The sequence below is a fragment of the Pseudomonas sp. TH43 genome (assembly GCF_016650635.1).
Classification (GTDB): Bacteria; Pseudomonadota; Gammaproteobacteria; order Pseudomonadales; family Pseudomonadaceae; genus Aquipseudomonas.
Map to the genome: position 1 here is coordinate 281,127 of NZ_JAEKFI010000001.1, position 20,683 is coordinate 301,809.

Sequence of the window (20,683 nt, forward strand, 5' to 3'; positions counted from 1 at the left end):
GGATGTTCGGCTGTATGAATAAGCTTTCGATGCTCGGTGCGGCAATGATGCTGCTCGCGAGTCACTCAGCAGTGGCGGCCCTGGGGCCGTTCGAGATTTACGAACAGGCGTTGCGCAATGACCCGGTGTTCCTCGGGGCAATCAAGGAACGCGATGCCGGTCTTGAGAATCGCGCCATTGGCCGCGCCGGGTTGCTGCCACGGCTGGGTTACACCTACAACAAGGGACGTAACTCGTCGAAAGCGACCTCTCTGGATGAGCGCGCGCGCAATCGTACCGATGACCGCAACTACAGCAGCTACGGCTCGGCGCTGACGCTGCAGCAACCTTTGCTCGACTACGAGGCCTACGCGGCGTATCGCAAGGGCGTGGCGCAATCACTGTTCGCCGATGAAAACTTTCGTGGCAAAAGCCAGGAGTTGTTGGTGCGCGTGCTCGACAACTACACCAAGGCGTTGTTTGCCCAGGATCAGATCGATATCGCGCAGGCGAAGAAAAAGGCTTACGAACAGCAGTTCCAGCAGAACGAGCACATGTTCAAACAGGGCGAAGGTACCCGCACCGACATTCTTGAAGCCGAGTCGCGCTACGAATTGGCGACAGCCGAGGAGATCGAGGCACGTAATGAACAAGACGCCGCGTTGCGCGAACTGGGTGCACTGGTCGGCGTTCCCGCCGTAGACATTACCGATCTGTTGCCGCTGGATCAGAACTTCCAGACGTTTACCTTACAACCCGCCAACTTCGACACGTGGCACGAGATGGCGATCAGCAATAACCCCAATCTCGCCTCGCAGCGCCAGGCCGTAGAAGTGGCGCGTTATGAAGTAGAACGCAATCGAGCCGGGCATCTGCCGAAAATCAACGCCTATGCGTCAATGCGGCAGAACGAGTCGGAAAGCGGCAACACTTACAACCAGCGCTACGAAACCAACACGATCGGCCTCGAAGTCAGCGTGCCGCTGTACGCGGGCGGCGGCGTGTCCGCATCGACGCGTCAAGCCAGCCGCACCATGGAGCAGGCCGAATACGAACTGGATGGCAAGACCCGTGAGACGCTGATCGAACTGCGCCGGCAGTTCAGCGCCTGTCTGTCGGGAGTGAATAAGTTGCGCGCTTATCAGAAAGCGCTGACGTCCGCCGAAGCACTGGTGGTGTCGACCAAGCAAAGCATTCTCGGCGGTGAACGAACCAACCTCGATGCGTTGAACGCCGAGCAGCAACTGTTCACCACCCGCCGCGATCTGGCGCAGGCGCGGTACGACTATTTGATGGCGTGGACCAAATTGCATTACTACGCCGGCACATTGAGCGAACAGGATCTGGCTCGGGTGGACGAGGCGTTCGGTCACCGCGCCAATTGATGGTTTGACGCAGACCTGTGGCGAGGGGATTCATCCCCGTTGGGACGCGAAGCGCCCCCCTAGCGGTCGTCCAGGAAAAACGCGTCGCATGGATTTGCGACTGCTTCGCAGCCGAACGGGGATGAATCCCCTCGCCACAGGGGGGCAGTATTCCTCTGGTAGAGCAACTCTAAAACATAAGAAAAGTGAGTGGTGAACATGGACGTACGCATCAAGCCGATTTCGGTCGGTACCCTGCTGCTTGTGATTTCAACAGCCCAGGCTCAGGCGCAATACCTGGAGTCCGGTAAACCCGGTGATCCCGCCAGTTGGCGCAGCGCCGAATACCTGCGTGACTGGGGCCTGAATCGCATGCAGGCCGATCAAGCCTATGCCGCCGGCATCACCGGCAAAGGGGTGAAAATCGGCGCGCTGGACTCCGGTTTCGACTCAGCCCATCCCGAGTTCGTCACCGAGCGTTATCACCCGGTGCTGGCCAACGGCAGTTACGTCGATGGCTCGCTGTTCAACGTCGATGGCACGCTCAACCCCAACAACGACTCCCACGGTACCCACGTGGTCGGCACCATGGGCGCCTCGCGTGATGGCAGCGGCATGCACGGCGTGGCGTACAACGCGCAGATCTACGTCGGCAACACCAACAACAACGACAGTTTTCTGTTCGGCCCCAATCCCGATCCGCGCTACTTCAAAGCGGTGTACGACGCGCTGGCCGATGCCGGCGTGCGCGCGATCAACAACAGTTGGGGCAGCCAGCCACCGGATGTCAGCTATCGAACACTCGCCGATCTCCAAGCTGCCTACGCGCAGCATTTCAACAAGGGCACCTGGCTCGACGCCGCTGCCGATGTTTCGCGTCGCGGGGTGATCAACGTCTTCAGTGCCGGCAACAGCGGTTACCCGAACGCTAGCGTGCGCTCGGCGCTGCCGTACTTTCAGCCGGATCTCGAAGGCCACTGGCTGGCCGTGTCGGGGCTCGATCAAAGCAACCAGCAGAAGTACAACCAATGCGGCATCGCCAAGTATTGGTGCATCACCACACCTGGCGCGAAGATCGACAGCACCATTCCCGGCGGTGGTTACGCGATCAAATCCGGTACCTCGATGTCGGCACCGCACGCGACCGGCGCACTGGCGCTGGTGATGGAACGCTACCCGTACATGAACAATCAGCAGGCGCTGGAAACCCTGTTGACCACCGCCACACAACTCGACGGTTCGGTGACGGATGCGCCGACGGAGCGAGTCGGCTGGGGCGTGGCCAATCTGAGCCGGGCGATGCGCGGGCCGGGGCAATTGCTCGGCGCGTTTGACGCCAATCTGGGCACAGGGCAGGCCGATGTCTGGAGCAATGACATCTCCGACAAGGCGCTGATCCAGCGCCGGAACGAAGACCTCGCCGAACACAGCGCCTGGCAGCAAACCCTACAGGACAAAGGCTGGCAGAACGGTGTTGCGGCTGGCGCCAGTCAGCAAGATCAAACCGATTACGCGGTCGGGATGGCCCGAGATGCAGCAGCGGCGGGGCGGATGTATCAAGGCAGCCTGATCAAATCCGGTGCCGGACACTTGATACTGACCGGAGAAAACACCTATCGCGGCCCGACCACCATCAACGGCGGCTTGCTCACGGTCAACGGTTCGCTGGCCTCACCAGTCACCGTCAACGATAGCGGTACCCTTGGCGGTTCCGGACACATTGCCGCGCTGACCGCCAACAGCGGCGGCCGCGTGGCACCGGGCAACTCCATCGGCACGTTGAATGTGGCCGGCGATGTCACTTTCGCGCCGGGCTCGACTTACGCCGTGGAATTGTCGCCCACCAGCAGCGACCGCATTGTCGCCGGCGGTAGCGCCACCATCAGCGGTGCAACCGTCAGTCTGTCGCTGGAAAACAGCCCGACCCTGCTCAGCGCGCCTCAAACGCAAAGTCTGCTCGGTCACCAATACGACATTCTGCAAGCGGCCGGAGGTATTCAAGGCCGGTTTGGCGCGGTGCTGCCGAGTTATCTGTTCATCGGCGGCAGCCTCGACTACGCCGCCAACGGCATTCAGCTCAACATCGAACGCAATGCGACAACGTTCGCCAGCGTCGGCCAAACGCCGAATCAACGCTCGGTGGCCGCAGCGGTTGAAGGCTTGGGCGCCGGCAATTCGGTTTACGAAAGTCTGTTGCTGTCGGCGAACGTGGCTTCTGCGCAACAAGCTTTTGAGCAACTGAGCGGTGAGATTTATCCGGCGCTGGGTTCGGTGCTGATCAACGACAGCCGCCAATTGCGCGATGCCGTGGGCGAGCGTTTGCACGATGCCTCCGCGGCGCAAAGCAACGGCTGGGTCAAAGCACTCGGCGCCTGGGGCACGACCGATTCGAGTCATGATACGGCCGGTTACAGCACCTCGATTGGTGGCCTGTTGGCCGGTGTTGACGGTGCGCTGGACGAGCAGACGCGCATCGGTCTGGTCACCGGTTACAGCGACAGTTCGCTGAGCATGGGCTCGGGCACGCATTCCTCGGCCAAGGTCGACAGCTATCACCTCGGCGCCTACGCCGGTCATGAAATCGGCGCTTGGCGCTTGAGCACCGGCGCGACTTACAGCTGGCACCGCGCCGATGTGAAACGCGATTTGCAGTACGGCGAGGTCAGTGCCAAGCAGAAAGCCAAGGTCGATGCGACCACAACTCAAGTGTTTGGTGAAGCGGCCTATCGACTGCATTTACAACCGCTCGCACTGGAACCGTTCGCCAATCTGGCCTACGTGCACCTCGACACTGAAGGTTTCACCGAGAAGGGCGATGCTGCCGCACTGAAAAGCTCAGGCGATCAGCGCGACGCCGTACTGAGCACTCTGGGTGTGCGGGCGATCAAGACTTTCAACCTGTCGACGCAACAATCACTGGATGTGAGCGGCCACCTCGGCTGGCAGCACAGCCTCAGCGACATTGACTCCGAACAGCACCTGCGTTTTGCCAGCGGCGGTACGCCATACAGCGTTGAGAGTTCGCCACTGGTGCGCGATGCCGCGTTGGTCGGTGTGCAGGCGAGCCTGGCGCTGAGCAAGGATGTACGGGTGAACCTCGATTACAACGGACAACTGGCCAATCGCGAGAAAAGCCATGGCGTCGGGCTGAGCCTGAACTGGCAGTTCTGAACCACGGATTCACGGCTGCTCACATACCTGTGGTGAGGGGATTTATCCCCGTCCGGCTGCGCAGCAGACGCAAACCCAGACGACTTGGTTTGTCTGAAAGATTACTGAGGCCGCTTCGCGACCCAACGGGGATAAATCCCCTCGCCACAGGTAAGCGTAACGGTTTGAGAGAGACGGATTTTTTCGCAACATCACTAAGGAAGGTCGCTGGATGAATAACAATAAAACCCCCGCGCAAACGGGTGGCCGTTTTGCCCTGAAAACCCTCACGCTCGCCGTGCTCTGTGCCATCGGCACAGTCCATGCCGCGCCCTACGTGGAGAGCGGTCGCACGGGCGATCCGTCGAGTTGGCGCAGTGCCGAGTTTCAGGCCGATTGGGGCCTGGGCGCCATCGGTGCCGATTACGCATACGCCGCCGGCTACACCGGTAAAGGCGTAAAACTCGGAATCTTCGACCAACCGGTCTACGCCGCGCATCCAGAGTTCTCGGGCAGCAATAAAGTCATCACCCTGGTCACCAGCGGCATTCGTGAATACACCGACCCGTATATCCCGGTGAAGGCCGGCGATGCGTTCCGTTATGACGGTTCGCCCTCGGTCGGCTCCGACGGCAAACTCGGCGCGCACGGCACCCACGTTGGCGGTATCGCAGCCGGCAGTCGTGACGGCGGGCCGATGCATGGCGTGGCTTTCGGCGCGCAGATCATCAGCGCCGACAACGGTGATCCGGGCCCGGAAGACGGTATCGTCCGCGGCAACGACGGCGCGGTGTACAAGGCCGGTTGGGATGCACTGATCGCCAGCGGCGCACGGATCATCAACAACAGCTGGGGCATCGGCATCACCGACCGTTTCGACCTCGGCGGCCGCAACCCGGCGTACCCGCACTTCACCGTCAACGACGCGCAATTGCAGTTTAACGAAATCCGCACACTGCTCGGCACCAAGCCAGGCGGCGCCTATGACGGCGCGATTGCCGCTGCGCGCAGTGGCATCGTGACGATTTTCGCTGCGGGCAACGACTACAACCTCAACAACCCGGACGCCATCGCCGGTCTCGGCTATTTCGTCCCGGACATCGCGCCGAACTGGATCACCGTTGCCGCACTGCAGCAGAACCCGGATCTGACCAGCGCCAATCCGTACATCATCAGCACTTTCTCGTCGCGTTGCGGCTACACCGCGAGTTTCTGCGTCTCGGCCCCCGGAACGAAAATCTACAGCTCGATCATCGAAGGCACCAACGCCGACAACCTGACCACGGGCTACAAAAATTACAACGGCACCTCAATGGCGGCGCCGCACGTGGCCGGCTCAATGGCCGTGCTGATGGAGCGCTTCCCATACATGACCGGCGATCAAGTCGCCACGGTCTTGCGTACGACCGCCACCGACCTCGGCGCGCCGGGCATCGACGCGTTGTACGGCTGGGGCATGATCAACCTGCGCAAAGGCATCGACGGGCCGGCGATGTTCGTCACCGAGAAGGACATACCTGAAGAGTTCCGCATCGACGGTGCCTACGGTTCCGGCCAGTTCGTCGCGGACTTGCCGGGCATCGGCGCGATCATCGATCAGGGCAAACCGACCGAACGCGTGTGCAACGACATCACCTGCGGCCTCGACACCTGGCGCAACGACATTTCCGGCCATGGCGGCTTGACCAAGCAGGGCATCGGTACCTTGGTGATGACCGGTAATAACTCCTACAGCGGTCCGACGCTGGTCAATCAGGGCCGTTTGGCCATCAACGGTTCGCTGGCGTCAGCGGTGACGGTCAATGACAGCGGCATCCTTGGCGGTAACGGCCGCATCGGCGCACTGTCGGTGAAAAACGGCGGTACCGTGGCGCCGGGCAATTCCATCGGCACCCTGAATGTCGCAGGCGACGTGACCTTCGAGCCGGGTTCGACCTACGCGGTCGAAGTCTCGCCGACGTCCAGCGACAAGATTGTTGCCGGTGGCAAGGCGGTGATCGACGGAGCCACGGTGAGCCTGTCGCTGGAAAACAGCCCAACGCTATTGACCACCACCGAGGTAAAAAGCCTGCTTGGCACGCAGTTCAACATCCTCCAGGCGGCGGGCGGCATTCAAGGGCAATTCGGTCAGGTACTGCCCGACTATGCGTTCCTCGGCGGCACCCTGGCGTATTCGGTGAGTGGTGTGCAACTAGATGTCGGGCGTAATGGCGCCTCGTTTGCCAGCGTTGGCCTGACGCCGAATCAGCGTGCCGTCGGTGCAGCCGCAGAGCGTCTGGGCGCAGGCAATGCGCTGTTCGAGACGCTGCTGCTGTCACCCAACGCCGCCTCCGCGCAACAGGCGTTCCAGCAACTGTCCGGCGAGATTCACCCGGCCATTGGCACGCTGTTGATCAACGACAGCCGTTACCTGCGCGAGGCCGTCGGCGAACGTCTGCGTGAGCGCGATCTGTTCAACGCCAATGCCCCGACTGACGATCGCAGCAACGCCTGGGTCAAGGTGCTTGGTTCGTGGGGCACCAGCGATGGCGGCAACAAAAATGCCGATTCCACCAGCTCCATCGGTGGATTGCTGGCCGGTGTCGATGGCTTGATTGCTGAAGATACGCGCCTCGGTTTCGTTACAGGTTATAGCGACAGTTCATTGAGCATGGGCAGTGGCACGCATTCGTCGGCGTCGGTCGACAGCTACCACTTGGGTGCGTACCTGGGTCATCAAATCGAAGCACTGCGTCTGACCGTGGGTGGCGCTTACAGCTGGCACCGCATTGATGCAAAACGTGACCTGCAATTCGGCGACGTCAGCGGCAAACAGAAAACCAAACGCGATGCGACCACAGCGCAATTGTTCACCGAAGCGGCTTATGATCTGGGCTTGCAACCGATGAACCTGGAACCGTTCGCCAATCTGTCTTACGTTCACCTCAACACCGACAGTTTCACCGAGAAGGGTGATGCTGCTGCATTGAAGGGCGGTGAGGACAATCGTGACGTGGTGCTGTCGACGCTTGGTGTGCGTGCCAAGCGCACGTTTGCCCTGTCGGACAAGCATCAGCTGGAACTCGGCGCAAGCCTGGGCTGGCAGCACAACCTGAGCAGCGTCGATGCTGACAGTCATCTGGCCTTTGCCAATGGCAACAGCGCGTTCAATGTGCAGAGTGTGTCGATGGATCGCGATGCCGCTGTGGTCGGTGTACGCGCAGGTCTGGCGCTCAACCGCGATGTGCGGGTGAACCTGGATTACAACGGCCTGATCGGCTCGAACGAGAAGGACCACGGTGTGGGTCTGACCCTCGATTGGCAGTTCTAAACAGCACTGGCAGTGCTAAAGCGTACCGGCAGTTCTGCAGAGAACTGCCGGTTTTGAAGGAAGAGAGAGCACAACATGGGACTGTTCGATTATAAAAATGCCGATGGCAAAGCGTTGTACAGCGACGCCATCGCACTGACGCTGTATGCCTACACGCCGACCGGCCAGGCATTGCCGGCCACCGGCTGGAAACCCGTCGCGGCAACAGCGCTGGGCTATCAGGGCAAAGTCGGCGCGCAGGGCACGTTCTTCGGCGAGAAAGACGGCTTCACCAGCGCCGAAGCCGAAGTGCTCGGCAAATATGATGCTGCCGGCAAGTTGATCGGTATCGGGGTTGCCTTTCGCGGCACCGGCGGGTTGGGTTTCAGCGACACCTTCGGCGACTTGAAAAACAACCTGCTGGCCGCCATCGGGCCGTCGGATTACGCGAGCAACTACGCCAAAAACGCTTTCGACAACCTGCTCAAGTCTGTCGCGGCATTTGCCATCGCCAACGGTATCGCCGCCAAAGACGTGCTGATCAGCGGCCACAGCCTCGGCGGGCTAGGGGTCAACAGCGTCGCCGAGTTGAGTGGCAGCAACTGGGGCGGGTTCTTCAAGGACGCCAACTACATCGCCTTCGCATCGCCGACCCAGAGCAGCACCGGCAGCAACGTGTTGAACATCGGCTACGAGAACGATCCGGTTTTCCGTGTGCTTGACGGCACCACGTTCAGCACGGCATCGATGGGCAAACACGATAAGCCGCATGAGTCGACCACCGACAACATCGTCAACTTCAACGACCATTACGCGTCCACCGCGCAGAACCTGGTGCCGTTCAGCATCATCAATCCGCTGAGCTGGTCGGCGCATGGATCGCTCGGGTATGCCGATGGCTTGAATCGGGTCATCGACTCGAAGTTCTACAACTTCACCAGCAAGGACTCGACGATCATCGTCTCCAACCTGGAAGAGGCATCGCGGGGTAAAACCTGGGTCGAAGACCTCGGCCGCAGCGGCGAACCGCACACCGGCAGCACCTTCATTATCGGCACCGACAGCAACGACTGGCTCAAGGGCGGGGCGGGTAACGACTTCCTTGAAGGGCGCGGCGGCGATGACCGTTTCCGTGATGACGGTGGTTTCAACATTCTGCTCGGCGGCCAGGGCCATAACACTTTCGAACTGCAGAAACCGTTGCAAAACTTCAGCTTCGCCAACGACGGTGACGGCACCTTGTATGTGCGTGACGCCTACGGCGGCATCAGCATGACCCGCGACATTGGCGCGCTGGTGAGCAAGGAATCAGGTTCGTGGTGGAGCAGCAAGGAGATCACCTGGAACGTCACCGCCAAAGGCCTGGCCAATGGCGACGAACTGACCCAGTACAGCCACTCACTCAGTGGTGACGCCTACGGCAACGCGCTGCACGCGACGGCCGACGGTGACTGGCTGTTTGGTCTGGGGGGCGATGACCAACTGATCAGCGACAAGGGCCATGTGACCTTCGTCGGTGGCGCCGGCAACGACGTGATGACGGCAGTGGGTGGCAACAACACCTTCCTGTTCAGCGGCGCGTTCGGCTTCGATGCCATCAACGGCTATCAGGGCAGCGACAAACTGGTGTTCATGGGCGTCGAAGGCGCGGGGCAGGGCTACGACTACAAGCAACATGCGTCGCAGGCCGGCAACGACACCGTGCTGAAGATTGGCGAGTATGCCGTGACCCTGGTCGGGGTTGGCGTGACTAACCTGTCGGATTCAAGTTTCGTCTTCGCCTAGATCCAATGTGGGAGCGAGCCTGCTCGCGAAGAGGGCATGTCAGTCAGCATTTTAGTAGCTGACACACCGCTTTCGCGAGCAGGCTTGCTCCCACAGTTAAAAGCAGCAAGTAGTTTTGAAATGCTCCGGGGCGTCCCCGTGGGGCGCCCTGGCTGTGAGCTATCTCTGACAATTCCAACAAAAGAGAGGCAATAGCAATGGGTGTGTATGACTACAAAAACTTCACTACAGCTGATTCCAAGGCACTGTTCAGTGATGCCATGGCAATCACGCTGTACTCCTACCACAACCTCGATAACGGCTTTGCCGCCGGTTATCAGCACAATGGTTTCGGCATTGGCCTGCCCGCGACACTGGTCACGGCCTTGCTGGGCGGCACCGACTCCCAGGGCGTCATCCCCGGCATTCCGTGGAACCCCGATTCGGAAAAACTCGCGCTCGACGCTGTAAAAAAGGCCGGTTGGACACCCATCACCGCCTCGCAACTGGGCTATGACGGCAAGACTGACGCGCGCGGAACCTTCTTTGGCGAGAAGGCCGGTTACACCACGGCTCAGGTCGAGATTCTCGGCAAGTACGACGCCCAGGGCCACCTCACGGAAATCGGCATTGCCTTTCGCGGCACCAGCGGCCCGCGTGAGAACCTGATCCTCGATTCCATCGGCGACGTGATCAATGACTTGCTCGCCGCGTTCGGCCCCAAGGATTACGCGAAGAACTACGTCGGCGAAGCGTTCGGCAATCTGCTCAATGACGTGGTCGCGTTCGCCAAGGCCAACGGCCTGACCGGCAAGGACGTCCTCGTCAGCGGCCACAGCCTCGGCGGCCTTGCAGTCAATAGCATGGCGGATTTGAGCGGCGGCAAATGGGGCGGTTTCTTTGCCGATTCCAACTACATTGCCTACGCCTCACCGACCCAGAGCAGCACCGACAAAGTGCTCAACGTCGGCTATGAGAACGATCCGGTGTTCCGCGCCCTCGACGGCTCGACCTTCACTGGCGCGTCGGTTGGCGTGCACGACGCGCCGCATGCGTCGACCACCGACAACATCGTCAGTTTCAACGATCACTACGCATCGACCGCGTGGAATCTGCTGCCATATTCGATCCTCAATATCCCGACATGGATTTCGCATTTGCCGACCGCTTACGGTGACGGCATGAATCGGGTCATCGAATCGAAGTTCTACGACCTCACCAGCCGCGATTCGACAATCATCGTGGCCAACCTGTCCGACCCGGCGCGTGCCAACACCTGGGTGCAGGACCTCAACCGCAACGCTGAACCCCACAAGGGCAGCACGTTCATCATTGGCAGCGACGGCAACGATCTGATCCAGGGCGGCAGCGGCAACGACTATCTGGAAGGCCGCGCGGGTAACGACACCTTTCGCGACAGTGGCGGCTACAACGTCATTCTTGGCGGGCAGGGCAGCAACACCCTCGACTTGCAGCAGTCGGTGAACACGTTCGACTTCGCCAACGACGGTGCCGGCAATCTGTACGTCCGCGATGGCAAAGGCGGAATCAGCATCACCCGTGACATCGGCAGTATTGTCACCAAGGAGCCGGGCTTCCTCTGGGGCCTGTTCAAGGACGAGGTCACCCACAGCGTCACGGCCAGCGGCTTGAAGGTGGGCAACAACGTCACCGCCTATGAATCGAGCGTCAAAGGCAGCAGTGGCGCCGACACGCTCAAGGCCCACGCCAGCGGCGACTGGCTGTTCGGCCTCGATGGCAACGATCATTTGATTGGCGGCACGGGCAACGACGTGTTTGTCGGCGGCGCCGGCAATGACCTGATGGAATCCGGCGGGGGAGCCGATACGTTCCTGTTCAACGGCGCGTTCGGGCAGGATCGGGTGGTCGGATTCACCTCCAACGACAAACTGGTGTTCCTTGGCGTGCAGGGTGTTTTGCCCAACGACGACTTCCGCTCCCACGCCTCGACGGTGGGGCAGGACACGGTGCTGACGTTTGGTCATGACTCGGTGACGTTGGTTGGCGTTTCGCTCGGTAGCCTGAACGCTGACGGCATCGTCATCGCCTGATAACAAGGTCGTTACACACAACCCTGTGGCGAGGGCGCTTGCTCCCTCGCCACAATCAGTGTCAAAAGTGACTTAACAGCCACTCCCTGACTCAAAGCCCTGCAAAAACAGGAAATGCGGCCTAAAGCGAGCACGTGCCCACACGTTCTACCGCTAGCCACCATTGATTACAGGAGATTCAAACGTGAAAGGTTTCAAGGGGTATGTCGGGTTTATGGGTTTGGTGCTGTGTTCGGCCAATGCCTGGGCCGACCTGCCTCAAAGCTCGATTCTGAGCCGCTACGGTATTAGCACCGATCAGTTGCCGGCGCCGGCAAAAACCGACGTGAGCGAACCTGCCGAAGAGAAAAGCCGCTTTCAGATCCAGCCCGAACAGCCGTTCGTGACCCTGCGCCTGGGTGACGGCAAGCAGCCACAAACCACCGGCAATCTGAGCATCGACCGCATGGCCCAGCAGGATCTGGAGCGTTGCCAGCGTTTGCAGGGGGAAGTGGTCCGGCGCGGCGGAACCTACATGCCGTGCGACAACAGCCTGCCCGGCATGCCGAACTTCGAGTAATGATGCCAATGTAGGAGCTGCCGCAGGCTGCGATCTTTTGATCTGGTTTTTACAGATCAAAATATAAAGATCGCAGCCTGCGGCAGCTCCTACAGGGGGCTTGTCAGTCTTCTTTGCGTACGGTGGCGACTTCGTCGGCGCGGACTTTCACCTTGGCCCCAGAAATATCTTCGAACTCGTAAAAGCCGTCCTTGGTTTTGGTCTTTGGCATGTCCTTGGTCAAATACTGTGTGCCGTTCTGCAGGGTCACCACGGTCTGGGTCGAGCAACCGCCCAATACCAGCAGGGCCGCTACTGCCAAGGGAATGCCCAGCGTCTTGATTTTCATACCCACCTCTGACTCCTCATGATTTGATACCGCACAATGTCGGTGTTCTAACGCGGTTGGTGCCATTGCGCCGGAAAAAGTTCGATGTGCCGGTTAAAAAATGCCATTGATCTTTTTCCGTTTGCACCGGGCAGTGCAGAACTGTTATCTGTACGCATAACCAGTACTCGCTTGCCATGGCCCTGAATTCCCGTGACTGCCAATCCCCTCGACGATCCGTTTTATTACCTCAACAACTTCCGGCAAGTGCTTGATTGGCTTGAGCTTCGTTATGCCGATGTGATGAGCGAAACGGAGCAACGGTTCATCCGCGACTTCAATGCCTTGCCCCGTGCCTCGCAGGCTTTGCTGGTGCGCATGGTAATGCGCAAGGGCGTGCATTTTCGCGCCAGCAAACTCGGTTATGCCGAGATCGGCGATATCGCCCAAGCCGCGCAACCGTTGTTGCAACACACCTGGCTCGATGAGCACGCGGCGCTGAGCATGGCAGAAGTGTTCGATGTGCTGCTCAAGGGCGAAATCCTCCAGGCTTTCGGTGCTTTCATCGAACAGCCCAAGGGCCGCAAGGATGGCTGGTTGCCGCTGTTGGCCGAGCAGTTCAACGAACCGCGCAGCCTGCGTGACTGGGCGCCGTTGCTTGCCGAGCGTCTGTTCAGCCTGACCATCATGGACCTGTGCGACCGCTTGCGTCTGATGTTCTTTGGCAACCTGTACCAGGACTGGTCCGAGTTCGTCCTCGCTGATCTCGGCATCTTCACTTACGAAAAAGTCGAGTTCTGCGCCGATTCCCGGGGGTTGCGCAGCCGGGAGGACGTTGATGCCTGCCTGTTCCTGCACAACTGCCAATTACGCTTCGAGGCCGGCGAACCGCTGGAAATCATTGCCGATCAGGTCAGCGCACTGCACTTCGACAATCCATGGCTGCAACGTCGGCGCGGCAAGGTGTTGTTCCAGATCGGGCAATATTGCGAGCGCATCGGCGAGTTTGCCCTGGCCCTGAGGATTTACCGCGACTGCGCCTACCCCGGCGCCCGCCTGCGCATGATTCGGGTGCTGGAGCGCAGCGGCGAATATGCGCTGGCGCTGGAACTGGGAACATCGGCCGAGCAGGCCGTGGAAAGCGCCGCCGAACAGCAGGGCCTGCAACGCATTCTGCCGCGATTGCGCCGCAAACTCGGTGGCCCGCCGCGCAAACGCCTCACCGCGAAACCTGTGGAGCGCCTGGATTTGCACTTGCCGCGCAGCGATCCGTCGCTGTCCGTGGAGTTTCACGTGCAGGCGCATCTGCACGACGACGAAGGCCCGGTGCATTACGTCGAAAACAGCCTGATCAACTCGTTGTTCGGTCTGTTGTGCTGGCCGGCCATCTTCGCGCCGCTGCCGGGTGCGTTCTTTCACCCGTTCCAGCGTGGCCCGGTCGACTTGCTCAATGAAGACTTCCAGCAGCGCCGCGCCGAACTGTTTCAGGCTTGCCTCAACGAACTCGATGACGGCCGCTATGCCGACACCATCCGTGAACGTTTCGTCGCCAAGTGGGGCCTGCAATCGCCGTTCGTGTTCTGGGGCGCACTCAACGAGCAACTGCTGGAGCAGGCGCTGGCCTGTCTGCCTGCCGAGCATCTCAAACACTGGTTCAATCGCCTGCTGCTCGACATCAAGGCCAACCGCGCCGGCATGCCTGACCTGATCCAGTTCTGGCCGCAGCACAAAACCTATCGAATGATCGAAGTCAAAGGCCCCGGCGATCGCTTGCAGGACAACCAACTGCGCTGGCTCGAGTTCTGCCATGAGCACCAGATGCCAGTGGCCGTGTGTTACGTGCAATGGGCGGAGCAGAGCGCTTGAGCTACAGCATTGCCGTGCGGGCACTGTGCGAGTTCACCGCCAAGACCGGCGACCTCGACCTGCGCTTCACTCCATCACCGACGGCGCTCGAAGGCATCATCGGGCACCGCACGGTGGCCTCACGGCGCAGCGACCACTATCAAAGCGAAGTGGCCCTCGAAGGCGCGTTTCGGCAGTTGCAAGTCAAGGGCAGGGCGGATGGCTACGACCCGGCGCAGAACTGCCTTGAGGAAGTCAAAACCTACCGCGGCGATCTGAGCAAGCAACCGGCCAATCACCGGCAACTGCACTGGGCGCAGGCGAAAATCTACGGTTGGCTGATGTGCCGCAAACTCGATCTTCAGCAGATCAATCTGGCGCTGGTGTATTTCGACATCGTCAGCGAAAAGGAGACCTGCCTGGTCGAAGCGTTCAGTGCGGTGGCCTTGCAGCAGTTTTTCGAACAGCAATGTGCGCTGTTCCTGTACTGGGCCGAGCAGGAAATGGCCCATCGCGAGGCGCGCAATCTGGCCGCGCAGCAACTGACGTTTCCCCATGCAGACTTTCGTCCCGGTCAGCGGCATCTGGCGGAATCGGTGTTCAAGGCAATCAGCACCGGACGTTGCCTGATGGCTCAGGCGCCGACCGGGATCGGCAAAACCCTTGGCACGCTGTTCCCGATGCTCAAGGCGCTGGCGCCGCAGCAACTGGACAAGGTGTTCTTCCTCACCGCCAAGACGCCGGGGCGCAAACTTGCGCTCGATGCCAGCCAGGTGCTGTTCGAGCAATCCGCAACTTTACCCTTGCGGGTGTTGGAGATGGTTGCCCGCGACAAGGCCTGCGAGCACCCGGACAAAGCCTGTCACGGCGAATCCTGCCCGTTGGCCCAGGGTTTTTACGACCGTTTGCCCGCCGCCCGTGAAGCGGCCAGCCGAATCAATCTGCTTGATCAGGCGGCCATGCGTGAAGTCGCGGCCCAACACACGGTATGTCCGTATTACCTGAGTCAGGAAATGGCCCGCTGGGCGGACGTGGTGGTCGCCGACTACAACTATTACTTCGATTTCAGCGCGATGCTGTTCGGTCTGGCCCAGCTCAACCAATGGAAATTCGCGGTGTTGGCGGATGAAGCGCATAACCTGGTCGAGCGCGGACGGCAGATGTACAGCGCCAGCCTTGATCAATTCACGCTCGGCAATGTGCGTAAAACCGCACCCGAAGCACTGAAAAAGTCTCTGCAACGGCTTAATCGGGAGTGGAACGCGCTGCATGCGCCACAACTGGCGGCGTATCAGGCATACGACAAGGCCCCGGAAAAACTGCTGCAAGCGATATCCCTGTGTTGCGCCGCCATCGGCGATTACCTCAACGACCACCCGCAGGGCCTTGATAGCGGGTTGCAGAACTTCTATTTCGACTTGTTGCAGTTTGGCCGAGTCGCCGAGTTGTTCGACGAGCATTACCTGTTCGACATCAGCAAGCGTGACCTCGACCGCAAACGTCCACTGTCGCAGTTGTGCCTGCGCAACGTGGTGCCGGCAGCGTTCATCGGGCCACGCCTGAAAGCGGCGCGCAGCAGCGTGCTGTTTTCTGCGACGTTGAGCCCGCGAAACTACTACGCCGATCTGCTCGGCACGCCGGTCGAGACAGTCTGGATCGATGTCGAATCGCCGTTCCATGCCGAGCAGTTGCAAGTGCAAATCGTCAGCCGCATCTCGACGCGCTTCAACCATCGCCAGGCGTCGCTGCTGCCCATCGTCGAGCTGATCGCCAAACAGTTCAGCGAGCGCCCGGGCAACTATCTGGCGTTCTTCAGCAGCTTCGATTACCTGCAACAAGTCGCGCAATTGCTTGCCGAGCTACATCCGCACATCACCCTGTGGCAACAATCGCGGGGCATGGCCGAACAGCAGCGACAGGCGTTTCTTGACCAGTTCACCGCTGACAGTCAAGGCGTCGGTTTCGCCGTACTCGGTGGCGCATTCGGTGAAGGCATCGACCTGCCGGGTGCACGGTTGATCGGCGCGTTCATCGCCACCCTTGGCCTGGCGCAGCTCAACCCGGTCAACGAGCAGTTGAAGCGGCGCATGGCGGCGATTTTCGGCGCGGGTTACGACTACACCTACCTTTATCCAGGCATACAGAAAGTCGTGCAGGCGGCGGGGCGGGTGATCCGTACCCGCGAAGATCGCGGCATGGTGATGCTCATCGATGACCGGTTTGCCGAAAGTCGGATCAGGCAGCTATTGCCCAAGTGGTGGACCTTGGAGCATTCAGGCGTAGGTCTTTGAGGACTCTATGAAGAGGGCGTTTCCGAGAGTCTTGTAGGAAATATTTCCTTTAAAAGCAGTGACATATCTCGTATCGATAGGCCGTTTGCGAGATCGGCCAAAGCCGACTTTATTGATAAGACCGCACCACGCGGACCTCATTATCGATAAGGACATCGACCGCATGACTATCCCTGCCACCTACAGCCATACCCCAGAGCAACTCACCGCTGCATTTACTGAAATCAGCGCCACGCTATTTGCAGCGGCGACCGCCGAGGCCAGTCCAAAATTGCTGATCACCGCCGGCGTGCAGAGTTCGGGCAAGACCTGGCTGCTCGAAAAGACCTTGTTACCCACCGGTAAATACAGCAACTACGTACGTCTCTACCTGCCTGAGTACCGCAAAAAGCACCCGCAGTATCAAGACATGCTCAAGCTAGGGGTACTTCACGCTTATGAGCACACCGAAACGTTTATTCGCGAGCTGGGCGGCAAAATCTTCGAAAAGGCTTTCACGCAGAAGCTCAACATCATCATGGAGTGCGCTTTCGACTCCATCGATTTTGCGACGCTGGCGGCAACGGCAGTCAACGCTGGGTACCAGTTCGAAGTACACATCGTTGCGTGCAGTCAGCCGTTTGCATTCATGTCCGGGTTCAAGCGCGCCTTCAAGAGTCTGGAAAAACAAGAGCCTGAGCGTTTTGTCCGGCCGTCCGTCATCAAATCAAGCCTGGCAACCGCTCACGCGGTGGTTTTTGCCCTTGAGGCAGCTGCCCGCCAATCTGACGGCTCACAGATCTTTTTGTACGAGCGCGGCATGGGGGCACTGAAGGAGCGAGCGCAGCGGGCGCACAGCCTTTATGCCAAGGATGAAACGGGGAAACTGACCATCACGTCCACTGCAGGGCTGCCCGCTTATAACTACGCCGCGTACGAACTCATCAGCGGCCGCTCGATCACAGGGCCGAGCGAGCACCACGAGCTCATCAAGGAATGCCATTTGATGCTGCTGCAATGCAGTCAGTATGCCGAGCAGCTCCCGGACTACGTCTACGACGCGCTCTATTCGCGTATCTTCAGATACGCGCAACGTTGAGCTTTCCAATTCATTGGTTTGCCGCATACTTCCATTCATACCCAATGTGCCGTGAGTCGTACCCGATGAGCAAAAACAACAAGAGCGCCGCCATAGAAGAGATGCGCTTCAGGCTGTTGATCGATGCGGTGGTCGACTATGCGATCTACATGATCGACCCGGATGGCGTTATCACCAGTTGGAACTCAGGTGCCAAGCGGTTCAAAGGGTATGAAGAGGCCGAAATCCTCGGCGAGCATTTTTCACGTTTCTATACCGCCGATGATCGCGCTGCCGGCCTGCCACAAAAAGCCCTCGATACCGCCATTCGCGAAGGTCGTTTCGAGGGCGAAGGCTGGCGTGTGCGCAAGGATGGCACCAACTTCTGGTCCCATGTGGTGATCGACCCGATCATCGATCCCCACGGCAAACTGCTCGGTTTCGCCAAGATCACCCGTGATCTCACTGATCGCAAGATGGCCGAAGAAACCCTCAAGCAAAGCGAACAGCAGTTTCGCCTGCTGGTGCAGGGCGTTACCGATTACGCGATTTACATGCTCAGCCCGGAAGGCCGCGTCAGCAACTGGAATCAGGGCGCTCAGCGCATCAAGGGCTATCTGCCGGAAGAAATCATCGGCCAGCATTTTTCGATTTTCTATACCCCGGAAGACCGTGAGCTCGGCGAACCTCAGCGAGCATTGGAGACTGCCACTCGCGAGGGCCGGTTCGAAAACAAGAGCTGGCGCATGCGTAAGGACGGCACACGTTTTCTCGCCCATGTGGTGGTGGATGCCATTCGTGGGGAAACCGGGATATTGCTCGGTTTCGCCAAAATCACCCGCGACGTCACCGAAGCTCACCAGGCGCAGCAGGCTCTGGAAAAAACCCGCGAAGCCCTGTTTCAGGCGCAGAAGATGCAGGCGATCGGGCAACTCAGCGGCGGCATCGCCCATGACTTCAACAATTTGCTGACGGTGATCCTCGGTAATCTGGAAATTCTGCAGAAACGCACGGGCGATGATCCGAAAATCACCCGCCTGCTGGAAAACGCCACCCAAGGCGCGCTGCGCGGGGTGTCGCTGACTCAGCGCATGCTGGCGTTTGCCCGGCGACAGGAGCTGAAAACCGAGCCGGTCAATATTGCGCAATTGGTGCAAGGCATTACCGGCTTGCTGCGTAGCTCATTGGGGCCGGGGATCAAAATCGAAACGGACTTTCCCAAAAACCTCGAACCCGTGCTGGCAGACACCAATCAGCTGGAGCTCGCCGTGCTCAACCTGGCGACCAATGCCCGTGACGCCATGCCCGACGGCGGCCGTGTGGTCATCAGCGCGGAGCCGCAAGTCGTGTTCGAACAGGCCCACTCGGTACTGGCGGCAGGTCGTTACATTTGCCTGAGTGTGATCGATACCGGCGAAGGCATGGATGCCGATACGCTGTCGTCGGCCAAAGATCCTTTTTTCACCACCAAAGGCCTGGGCAAAGGCACAGGTCTGGGGTTGTCGATGGTGCACGGGTTCATCGAGCAGCTCGGTGGCCGTTTCATCCTCAAAAGTGAGAAGGGCGCGGGCACTACGGCTGAATTGTGGATTCCGGTGGCCGGCGAAGGTGTGAAAAGCAGGCCGTTGTACCCACCTGTCGAACCGACGGTGGTGCCACGGCTCAGCGTGCTGGTGGTGGACGATGATTCCCTGGTCTTGACCAGCACCAGCCTGTTGCTCGAAGACCTCGGCCATCGAGTCCTCAATGCCACGTCGGGCGCCAAGGCGTTGGCGTTGCTTGATCAGGGCGAGGTCATTGACCTGATGATCACCGACATGGCGATGCCACAGATGAGCGGCGCACAACTGGCTCATACGGTGCGTTTGCTCAAACCGGATCTGCCGATCATCCTTGCCACCGGTTACGCCGAGCGTCTGGAGGGCTTTGCCGCACAGCTGCCACGTCTGCCCAAACCGTTTACTCAACTGAACCTGGTGGAGATCATTGCCCAATCGATGAAATGACACTCAGTGAATCAGGCTGAACTTGTCTGGAAGGGACGACTTCTAAAGGTTTTCCCACTCCGGAGCGTGCGCCTCTTGTCTCGCATACTGACCCAGCCGAACGCTGAAGAAACCCTGACCGAACATGACGCCAAGATGTTCGGCTCACCCAAGGAACGCCTGGATTTCTATCGCCGGGAAATCCAGTACGAAACCAGCATTCTGGCCAATCGTACGGATGCTTATTTGGCCGCGCAGTCGTTCCTGGTGATTGCTTTTGCCTCGTGCATGGCCAATCTCAACCCGGAATGGGGCAAGTTGTTTACGCTGGTGGTGCCACCGTTTCTGGCCTTGCTCGGGCTACTCAGTTCACTCAACGCCTGGCCAGGGATTCGCGCGGCGTATGACATCATCGATCACTGGCACTTCAAACAGAGTCATTTGCTCCACAGCGAGCCTTTGATGGGGCTGGCCTATGACGAGTCGCCGCTGTTTTGCGAAACGGAATCAAGCCACAAGGGTTATCGCAAGTCGCTGCTGTTCTCGGTGCGCACGCCTTGGATCTTCGCGACCTTTTGGGTGCTGTTGGGCAGCTACTCTGTGTTCATCCAGGTCACCAACCCCGGCGGCTGATCCGCAAATAAATGTGGCGAAGGAGCAGGCTCCTTCGCCACATTTACAGTGCCATCCTGACCGGACAGCAAGGGTTGTTGCTCAGATCACTCATGCAACGGTTTCGAGTTCTCGGCGTAACGCCTGCGAATTGTGCGAAGACACCGGGATCGGCGGAAAATCTTCGTTGAGCACGTACAGATGGTCGATGGCGTCCTCAAACATCGAGTCGGCTTTCTTGCGCAGCGCTCGATAACGCTCGAACTGTTCGATATCCAGATTCTGCGCGTCCAGCAACTCGTTGGCCGCTCGATTCAGGGTATGGGCGTTATCAAACAATTGGCGATTGCGCTCCAGAGCCAACGCTCTGCAAGCCTTGATTTGCGCAGGAGTCGAGCATTCTTTCATG

General features: G+C 59.5%; 13 protein-coding genes. 11 read left to right on the forward strand and 2 right to left on the reverse strand.

What is annotated here, in order from left to right:
- Positions 1–2 precede the first annotated feature (2 nt).
- From JFT81_RS01155 to JFT81_RS01180, 6 genes are all read left to right on the forward strand, one after another.
- The gene (locus JFT81_RS01155; RefSeq protein WP_201225654.1) at positions 3–1,364 is read left to right on the forward strand and encodes a TolC family outer membrane protein; all 1,362 of its coding nucleotides are present in this window, start codon (positions 3–5) and stop codon (positions 1,362–1,364) included.
- Between the two features lie 198 nt (positions 1,365–1,562).
- Positions 1,563–4,514, forward strand: a complete 2,952-nt coding sequence (locus JFT81_RS01160) for an autotransporter serine protease (protein WP_201225661.1) — start codon at positions 1,563–1,565, stop codon at positions 4,512–4,514.
- Between the two features lie 211 nt (positions 4,515–4,725).
- A complete protein-coding gene (locus JFT81_RS01165; protein WP_201225670.1) occupies positions 4,726–7,803 on the forward strand; it encodes an autotransporter serine protease in 3,078 nt (1,025 codons plus the stop codon).
- Between the two features lie 75 nt (positions 7,804–7,878).
- Positions 7,879–9,567, forward strand: a complete 1,689-nt coding sequence (locus tag JFT81_RS01170; RefSeq protein ID WP_201225672.1) for a polyurethanase — start codon at positions 7,879–7,881, stop codon at positions 9,565–9,567.
- 197 nt (positions 9,568–9,764) lie between these two features.
- Complete coding sequence (locus JFT81_RS01175; protein ID WP_201225674.1) at positions 9,765–11,618, forward strand: polyurethanase; 1,854 nt, start codon at positions 9,765–9,767, stop codon at positions 11,616–11,618.
- Between the two features lie 184 nt (positions 11,619–11,802).
- Entirely contained in the window at positions 11,803–12,177 is a 375-nt protein-coding gene (locus JFT81_RS01180) for a hypothetical protein (protein WP_201225676.1), read from the forward strand.
- Positions 12,178–12,280: 103 nt separating this feature from the next.
- Here the strand turns inward: JFT81_RS01180 and JFT81_RS01185 are convergent, their stop codons facing one another.
- The gene (locus JFT81_RS01185) at positions 12,281–12,505 is read right to left on the reverse strand and encodes a YgdI/YgdR family lipoprotein (RefSeq protein ID WP_008084086.1); all 225 of its coding nucleotides are present in this window, start codon (positions 12,503–12,505) and stop codon (positions 12,281–12,283) included.
- 192 nt (positions 12,506–12,697) lie between these two features.
- Between JFT81_RS01185 and JFT81_RS01190 the strand changes: the two genes are divergently transcribed.
- From JFT81_RS01190 to JFT81_RS01210, 5 genes are all read left to right on the forward strand, one after another.
- Positions 12,698–14,350, forward strand: coding sequence for a VRR-NUC domain-containing protein (locus tag JFT81_RS01190; protein WP_201225678.1), 1,653 nt, complete (start codon positions 12,698–12,700; stop codon positions 14,348–14,350).
- Positions 14,347–16,620, forward strand: a complete 2,274-nt coding sequence (locus JFT81_RS01195) for an ATP-dependent DNA helicase (RefSeq protein ID WP_201225680.1) — start codon at positions 14,347–14,349, stop codon at positions 16,618–16,620. Before JFT81_RS01190 ends, JFT81_RS01195 begins: the two co-directional genes overlap by 4 nt.
- A 163-nt stretch (positions 16,621–16,783) precedes the next feature.
- Positions 16,784–17,698: a zeta toxin family protein gene (locus tag JFT81_RS01200; RefSeq protein WP_201225682.1), complete on the forward strand. Its 915-nt coding sequence runs from the start codon at positions 16,784–16,786 to the stop codon at positions 17,696–17,698.
- A 65-nt stretch (positions 17,699–17,763) separates the two neighbouring features.
- On the forward strand, positions 17,764–19,683 hold the full coding sequence (locus JFT81_RS01205) for a PAS domain-containing sensor histidine kinase (protein ID WP_201225684.1): 1,920 nt from the start codon (positions 17,764–17,766) through the stop codon (positions 19,681–19,683).
- Positions 19,684–19,758: 75 nt separating this feature from the next.
- Entirely contained in the window at positions 19,759–20,295 is a 537-nt protein-coding gene (locus JFT81_RS01210) for a hypothetical protein (RefSeq protein ID WP_201225686.1), read from the forward strand.
- 90 nt (positions 20,296–20,385) lie between these two features.
- On the opposite strand, the gene JFT81_RS01215 is transcribed toward JFT81_RS01210, so the two are convergent.
- On the reverse strand, positions 20,386–20,682 hold the full coding sequence (locus JFT81_RS01215) for a hypothetical protein (protein ID WP_201225688.1): 297 nt from the start codon (positions 20,680–20,682) through the stop codon (positions 20,386–20,388).
- Position 20,683 lies beyond the last annotated feature (1 nt).